The following is a 7,016-nucleotide window of genomic DNA, read 5'->3' on the forward strand; positions in this document are numbered from 1 at the left end:
GCCTGGAAGTGGAGGTGGCCGGCCACCGCGTGGGCTACGAGAGCCCCTCGCAGTTCAGCCGCGAATACAGCCGCCTGTTCGGCGCCCCGCCGCTGCGCGACCTGGCCAGCCTGCGCAACGCCCTGGGCGATGCGGCGATGCCGGCCTGAATTGTCTATTGGATTCCCGCGAACGCGGGGAACCCGGAGACGTAGGGCGTATAACCGTTCGCGGTTATACGCCGCCTGACCTTGACCGCCCCCTCGCTCCATGGCGACCCGTCCGCGATTTTCCGCCATGGCGATGGGTATCGCTTCGCTCAACACCATCCTACGAGAAGCCGTGCCTGCCCGTACGGAGGCGATTCTCGGCTGCTGGCTGGTAGGTCTAAGAGCCCCTCTCCCCAGCCCTCTCCCTGAAGGGAGAGGGGGCTAGTCCGTGCCGAGAAGGGATCTGGTGTCAGCCGGATACTCGGTACAAGCCGGCTAACGCCGAAACGTCAGCGCACTCCGAACGGTCCCCTCTCCCTTCAGGGAGAGGGTTAGGGAGAGGGTGCTCTAAAGCACAACCCCAAAGTCCCAGGCAAGCACCATTCGGGAGTTAAGCCGTGCCTGCCCTTACGGTAGGAGCGGATTCATCCGCGATTCCGGCCGACAGGCCGGCGGGCATCTATCAACGCTCGTACAACTCCAATGGCAACCCGTCCGGATCGGCAAAGAAGGTAAAGCGCTTACCGGTCAACCCATCGCAACGAATAGCCTCGCAACGCACGTCCTGGCATTCCAGCTCGGCCACCGCCGCTTCCAGGTCCTCCACGGCGAAGGCCAGGTGACGCAGCCCCTGGGCCTCGGGATAGGACGGCCGCGGCGGCGCGGCGGGGAAGGAGAACAGCTCCAGCTGCACCTCGCCCAGGGCCAGGTCGAGCTTCCAGGAATCGCGTTCGGCGCGGTAGGTCTCGGCGATCACCCGCAGCCCCAGCACCTCGGTGTAGAAGCGTTTCGAACGCGGGTAGTCGGAGCAGATCAGGGCAACGTGATGGAGGCTGTGCAGGTTCATGGGCCGGGACCGCTGCGGAAAAACACCCGACCCATTATGCAGCCTGCCCGCCAGCACCCGTAGGATGGCGTTGAGCGTAGCGATACCCATCGCTGGATATCGCCTCGCTCGTCCACCCGGTCCTCAGCGCGCCTTGCGCACGCCCTCGGCCAGCTCGCGGCACAGGCCCAGCACGCCCTGCACGGCTTCGGCGGAGCTTCCCGCGTTGGCGATCTTGTCCACCAGCGCCGAGCCCACCACCACGCCGTCGGCCAGGCGCGCGACGCTGGCGGCGTGTTCCGGGGTGCGGATGCCGAAGCCGATGGCCACCGGCAGGTCGGTGTGGCGGCGCAGGCGCGCCACGGCCTGCTCGACGTGCTCCAGGGTCGCGGCTCCTGCGCCGGTCACGCCGGCCACCGAGACGTAGTAGACGAAGCCCGAGCTGCCCGCGAGCACCGTGGGCAGGCGCGCGTCGTCGGTGGTCGGGGTGGTCAGGCGGATGAAGTCCAGCCCGGCGGCCTGGGCCGGCTGGCACAGGTCCTCGTTATGCTCCGGCGGCAGGTCGACGATGATCAGGCCGTCGACGCCGGCTTCCTTGGCATCGGCGACGAAGCGCTCGACGCCGTAGTAGTGGATGGGGTTGAAGTAGCCCATCAGCACCAGCGGGGTGCTGTCGTTGCCGGCGCGGAATTCGCGGACCATCTTCAGCGTCCTGGCCAGGTTCTGGCCGTTGCCCAGGGCGCGGATGTTGGCCAGCTGGATCGCCGGGCCGTCGGCCATCGGGTCGGTGAACGGCATGCCCAGCTCGATCACGTCGGCGCCGGCCTCGGGCAGGCCCTTGAGGATGTCCAGCGAGGTGGAGTAGCCCGGGTCGCCGGCGGTGATGAAGGTCACCAGGGCGGCGCGGTTCTGCTGTTTCAGTTCGGCGAAGCGGGTCTGCAGGCGGCTCATGCTTGCTGCTCCTGTTGCATGTGGTGCATGACGGTCTGCATGTCCTTGTCGCCACGACCGGACAGGTTCACCACCATGATGTGGTCCTTGGGCAGGTTGGGCGCGCGCTTGAACACCTCGGCCAGGGCGTGGGAGGACTCCAGCGCCGGGATGATGCCTTCCAGGCGGCAGCAGGTGTGGAAGGCCTGCAGCGCTTCGTGGTCGGTGATCGAGGTGTACTCGACGCGGCCGATGTCGTGCAGCCACGCGTGTTCCGGGCCGATGCCGGGGTAGTCCAGGCCGGCGGAGATGGAGTGGGCATCGATGATCTGGCCGTCCTCGTCCTGCAGCAGGAAGGTGCGGTTGCCGTGCAGCACGCCGGGCACGCCGCCGTTCAGGCTGGCCGCGTGCTTGCCGGTCTCGATGCCGTGGCCTGCGGCTTCCACGCCGATGATCTTGACGCTGGCGTCATCCAGGAACGGGTGGAACAGGCCCATGGCGTTGGAGCCGCCGCCGATGCAGGCGACCAGGGAATCGGGCAGGCGCCCTTCCTTCTCGGCCAGCTGCTCGCGGGTCTCCTTGCCGATCACCGCCTGGAAGTCGCGGACCATCGCCGGGTAGGGGTGCGGGCCGGCCACGGTGCCGATCAGGTAGAAGGTGTCGTGGACGTTGGTCACCCAGTCGCGCAGGGCTTCGTTCATGGCGTCCTTGAGGGTGCCGGTGCCGGCGGTGACCGGGATCACCTCGGCGCCCAGCAGGCGCATGCGGAAGACGTTGGCCTGCTGGCGGTCGATGTCGGTGGTGCCCATGTAGACCACGCACTTCATGCCGAAGCGCGCCGCCACGGTGGCGGTGGCCACGCCGTGCATGCCGGCGCCGGTCTCGGCGATGATGCGCTGCTTGCCCATGCGCCTGGCCAGGAGGATCTGGCCGATGCAGTTGTTGATCTTGTGCGCGCCGGTGTGGTTCAGCTCTTCGCGCTTGAGGTAGATCTTCGCGCCGCCGCAGTGCTCGGTCAGGCGCTCGGCGAAGTACAGCGGGCTCGGGCGGCCGACGTAGTCGCGCTGGAAGTAGGCCAGTTCCTTGTGGAACTCCGGATCCTCCTTGGCCTTGTCGTACTCGCGGGCCAGGTCGTGGATCAGCGGCATCAGGGTCTCGGCGACGTACTGGCCGCCGAAGCTGCCGAACAGGCCCTTGGCGTCGGGACCGGTGCGCAATGTGGACATGGGAAGGCTCCTCTGGTGTCGGTAGGCAGGAGCGCTCCTGGGTGCGAAACACCTCCAGGGAAGCACGGCTTTTCGTAGGATGGCGTTGAGCGAAGCGATACCCATCAGCGCAACCGCATGGGTTTCGCAAGCTCAACCCATCCTACGAAGAGCACCTCGGCGCAAGGCCGTTGCTCCTACGGAATGTGCCGAGGATACGACTGCCGGCCGGGCGGGAAAAGCGATAAGATCGCCCGGACATGTCAGGAAAACTCACAGGTTGAACGCCATGAGCCGCGACCTTCCCCCGCTCAACGCCCTGCGCGCCTTCGATGCCGTCGCCCGCCTCGGCGGCGTGAGCCAGGCGGCGGCCGAGCTGCACGTCACCCACGGCGCGGTGAGCCGGCAGCTGCGGCAACTGGAGGAAGACCTCGGCGTGGCCCTGCTGGCCAAGGACGGGCGCGGCGTAAAACTCACCGATGCCGGGCGCCGCCTGGGCGAGGCCAGCGGCGACGCCTTCGAGCGCCTGCGCCGTGTCTGCGCCGAGCTGCGCCAGGCCGGCGGCGAGGCGCCCTTCGTGCTCGGTTGCCCGGGAAGCCTGCTGGCCCGCTGGTTCATCCCGCGCCTGGACCGCCTCAACCGCGAGCTGCCGGAACTGCGCCTGCAACTCTCGGCCAGCGAGGGCGAACTGGACCCACGCCGCGGCGGCGTCGACGCCACCCTGCTGTTCGCCGAGCCGCCGTGGCCGGCCGACATGCAGGTGTTCGAACTGGCCGCCGAGCGCATCGGCCCGGTGCTCAGCCCGCGCCACCCGCGCTTCGCCGAACTGCAGCGGGCCGAGCCCCGGGCGCTGCTGGGCGAGGCATTGCTGCACACCACCTCGCGGCCCCAGGCCTGGCCGCAATGGGCGCTCGCCCAGGGCCTGGATGCCAGCGCGTTGCACATGGGCCAGGGCTTCGAGCACCTGTACTACCTGCTGGAAGCGGCGGTGGCCGGCCTGGGCGTGGCCATCGCCCCCCAGGCGCTGGTGGCCGACGACCTCGCCGCCGGCCGCCTGGCCGCGCCCTGGGGCTTCGCCGAAACCGCCGCGCGCCTGGCGCTGTGGGTGCCGGCCCGGCGCGGCGACGCCCGCGCCGAACGCCTGGCCCGCTGGTTGCGAGCGGAACTGGCCGCGCGCTGAGGGTTGCCCCCTGGCGGCAATTTGCTGCACTTCCAGGGCTCGGCTAGTGTCCTACGAGGACATTCAGCACTGCGCGCCGCCGGGCGCGCCCAAGGAGAAGCCGATGTCGAACCATCACACCTACAAGAAGATCGAGCTGGTCGGGTCTTCGCGCACCAGCATCGAGGACGCCATCAACAACGCCCTGGCCGAGGCCTCGAAGTCGTTGAAGAACCTGGAATGGTTCGAGGTGGTGGACACCCGCGGGCATATCGAGAACGGTGCGGTGGGGCATTACCAGGTGACGCTGAAGGTCGGCTTCAAGATCGCCGACAGCTGACCGGCATTCGCCGCCGCGCGCCCGCGGGCCGGGGCGCCGGGGGCTTTCGGGGGCCGCCGCGGGGCGGCCGTTTCACGGGCCCAGCGGGGCCCTTCGTCCATTCGTTCAACGGAGAGCATCAGCCATGAAGAACCTGTTGTTGGCCGCCGGCCTGCTGGCCATGGCGGGTAGTGCCCTGGCCGCCGGCAAGCCGTGCGAGGAGCTCAAGGCCGAGATCGACGCGAAACTCCAGGCCAAGGGCGTCTCGGGCTATACCCTGGAGATCGTCGACAAGGGCGCGGGTGGCGCTCGTCAGGTGGTCGGCACCTGCGAGGGCGGCAGCAAGGAGATCGTCTATTCGCGGCACTGAAGCCGCCGCGGGACCGCGAAGGGGCGCCATTGGCGCCCCTTCGTCGTTGGGCACTCTGTCGCCGCCGCGCTGTCTCTCGTTAGGATAGGGCGCCCCGTGGTGGGGTTGACGAGGGAATGCCATGACCGTGAGCAAGTTCGCCGTGCTGATGCTGGCCCTGGCCTGCGCGGGCGCCGCCCAGGCGAAGACCAAGCCGTGCGAGGAACTCAAGGCGGAGATCGAGACCAAGATCCAGTCCGCCGGGGTGACCGCCTACACCCTGGAGATAGTCACCAACGCCGAGGTGAAGGACCCGAGCATGGTGGTCGGCAGCTGCGAGGGCGGCACGCGCAAGATCATCTACCAGAAGAACGACGACTGAGCCGCTCGCTGGGCGCGTCCAGTGTGCCGCGAGGTTGAGGGACGCCGCTCTGTGCTCGACGGAGCGGCAGTTACTGGCTGAGGTGAAATTTCAGGGGCGCCAATCCAAACCGCTGGGTGAGCGCTCTTCGAATTTCCCCTGGAGGATGACGCAGGCCAAACGGCGGAGAGGAACTGCCATTTCCCATTCAGAGCCGGACCTTTCTGATAGCCCGCTAGTGTGAGATCAACCCAAGGTCATTCCTCTCCCGCAGAAGAGGAATGACCCATGTTCGCCGAAACCGTCGTTACTGCCCGGCGCGCTGTCGGTAGGTACCGCGTTGGATTACCGGTCGCATGTTTACCGATCGACGATGAGCCTGCTCATCCTTCTGTCATGTCCCTTCCCCGCTGTTCATGCGGCCTTGCCGAAGAGGTCGCGTGATGGGCAAGCGCATGAATATCCACGGCAAGGGCGTGGGCCTGGCGGACGATATCACCTCCACCGGGGCGAAGTGCCTGGCCGGGCAGACCACCTTCACCAACCATGACCGAGCGGTGCTGCGGGTGGGCGACATGACTACGCCCTGCCCACGCTGCGGCGTGCCGGGCGTCATCCAGCAGGGCGACCTGACCACCGAACACCTCGGCATGCTGGTCGCCGTCGATGGCTGTACCGTCGCCTGCGGCTGCCCGCCGGGCAGCCACTACCTGATCGCCCCGCTCGACGGAGGCTCGGGGGCCGCCGCCTCTGGCGTGATGGGCCTTGGCGCCGCCCTTGCCGTACCGCTGGCGGGCTCCGGGCCAGAGCGTCCCGGCAACGAGCAGGGCGAGACGCTGGCCGAAGAAGAGGAGGAAGAGGAAGAACTCACCGGCATCGTCCTGCGCCTGGGCCTGTTCTTCGACGGCACCGGCAACAACCAGGCCAACAGCGAGGCTGCCGCCGAGTGCCGCGCCATCAACGTGGGGCTGTCGCAGGAGGCGGCAGAGGATATCCGCCAGCACTGTGCAGCTTATGGTTTCGACGGTAGCGGCGCCACGCCGGATAACAGCTATGGCAACGATGCGAGCAACATCGCTCACTTGTACAACCTTTATCCAGACCAGGCGGATGAGCGTCTGCCGGCCGAAGCTGATGAGGCCTATCTGGCAGTCTATCTGGAAGGCGTCGGCACCAGCGCCGGCCAGCAGGACTCGCCGTTCAGCCAGGGGACCGGTCGTGGCAGCACGGGAGTGCTTGCGCGGGTGAAGCAGATGCCGGCACTGGTGACGAGTCAAATTGAACGGCTCCGCAAGGCAAATCCCGACCTGAAGATCCGCCGCATCGAAATCGACCTGTTCGGCTTCAGTCGCGGGGCCGCCGCCGCGCGGCATTGTGCCAACGACCTGCTCAAGGGAGCAGACAGTCTGCTGGCCAAAGCGCTGCCCGCCGGATCGCCGGTGCTCGACGATGGCTTCGCCTGGCGCCACCGCACGGACTTCTCCCTGGGCTTCATCGGCCTGTTCGACACCGTGGCCGCGGTGGTGGCGCCCTGGCGTGGCGATTTCAGCCCGCACGATGGGCGCAATGCCGACCTGGAGTTGGGCCTGGCCCCCGGCTGCGCCCGCCAGGTGGTGCAACTGGTGGCCGCCAACGAGTACCGCCACAACTTCTCCCTGACCCGCACCGACCACGACATC

The 7,016-nt window shown here is 67.8% G+C and carries 8 protein-coding genes and 1 pseudogene; 6 read left to right on the forward strand and 3 right to left on the reverse strand.

What is annotated here, in order from left to right; all coding sequences use genetic code 11:
• Nucleotides 1–149 (forward strand): annotated as a pseudogene (locus tag RN02_RS33535) (AraC family transcriptional regulator CmrA); the annotation flags it as partial.
• Nucleotides 150–651: 502 nt separating this feature from the next.
• On the opposite strand, the gene gloA2 reads toward RN02_RS33535, so the two are convergent.
• The 3 genes from gloA2 to trpB form a co-directional block, all read right to left on the reverse strand.
• Nucleotides 652–1,035 carry an SMU1112c/YaeR family gloxylase I-like metalloprotein gene (gene gloA2 / locus RN02_RS27845; RefSeq protein WP_043318464.1) on the reverse strand — a complete coding sequence of 128 codons (384 nt, stop codon included), beginning with the start codon at nt 1,033–1,035 and terminating at the stop codon, nt 652–654.
• Between the two features lie 123 nt (nt 1,036–1,158).
• Complete coding sequence (gene trpA / locus RN02_RS27850) at nt 1,159–1,965, reverse strand: tryptophan synthase subunit alpha (RefSeq protein ID WP_043318466.1); 807 nt, start codon at nt 1,963–1,965, stop codon at nt 1,159–1,161.
• The gene (trpB, locus tag RN02_RS27855) at nt 1,962–3,170 is read right to left on the reverse strand and encodes a tryptophan synthase subunit beta (RefSeq protein ID WP_043318468.1); all 1,209 of its coding nucleotides are present in this window, start codon (nt 3,168–3,170) and stop codon (nt 1,962–1,964) included. Before trpB ends, trpA begins: the two co-directional genes overlap by 4 nt.
• A gap of 268 nt (nt 3,171–3,438) precedes the next feature.
• On the opposite strand from trpB, the gene RN02_RS27860 reads away from it, so the two are divergent.
• The 5 genes from RN02_RS27860 to RN02_RS27880 all read left to right on the forward strand — a co-directional run.
• Nucleotides 3,439–4,329, forward strand: coding sequence for a LysR family transcriptional regulator (locus tag RN02_RS27860; protein ID WP_043318470.1), 891 nt, complete (start codon nt 3,439–3,441; stop codon nt 4,327–4,329).
• Nucleotides 4,330–4,432: 103 nt separating this feature from the next.
• On the forward strand, nt 4,433–4,648 hold the full coding sequence (locus RN02_RS27865; RefSeq protein WP_009614515.1) for a dodecin: 216 nt from the start codon (nt 4,433–4,435) through the stop codon (nt 4,646–4,648).
• Between the two features lie 124 nt (nt 4,649–4,772).
• Nucleotides 4,773–4,997 carry a DUF1161 domain-containing protein gene (locus RN02_RS27870; RefSeq protein ID WP_009614517.1) on the forward strand — a complete coding sequence of 75 codons (225 nt, stop codon included), beginning with the start codon at nt 4,773–4,775 and terminating at the stop codon, nt 4,995–4,997.
• A gap of 148 nt (nt 4,998–5,145) precedes the next feature.
• Nucleotides 5,146–5,358 (forward strand): DUF1161 domain-containing protein, encoded by a 213-nt coding sequence (locus RN02_RS27875; RefSeq protein ID WP_099049091.1) that lies wholly within the window; start codon nt 5,146–5,148, stop codon nt 5,356–5,358.
• Between the two features lie 422 nt (nt 5,359–5,780).
• The coding region (locus RN02_RS27880; RefSeq protein ID WP_043318472.1) for a PAAR domain-containing protein at nt 5,781–7,016 on the forward strand (1,236 nt) is incomplete at its 3' end.

Source organism: Pseudomonas sp. PI1 (assembly GCF_000812405.1).
Taxonomy (GTDB): domain Bacteria; phylum Pseudomonadota; class Gammaproteobacteria; order Pseudomonadales; family Pseudomonadaceae; genus Pseudomonas; species Pseudomonas citronellolis.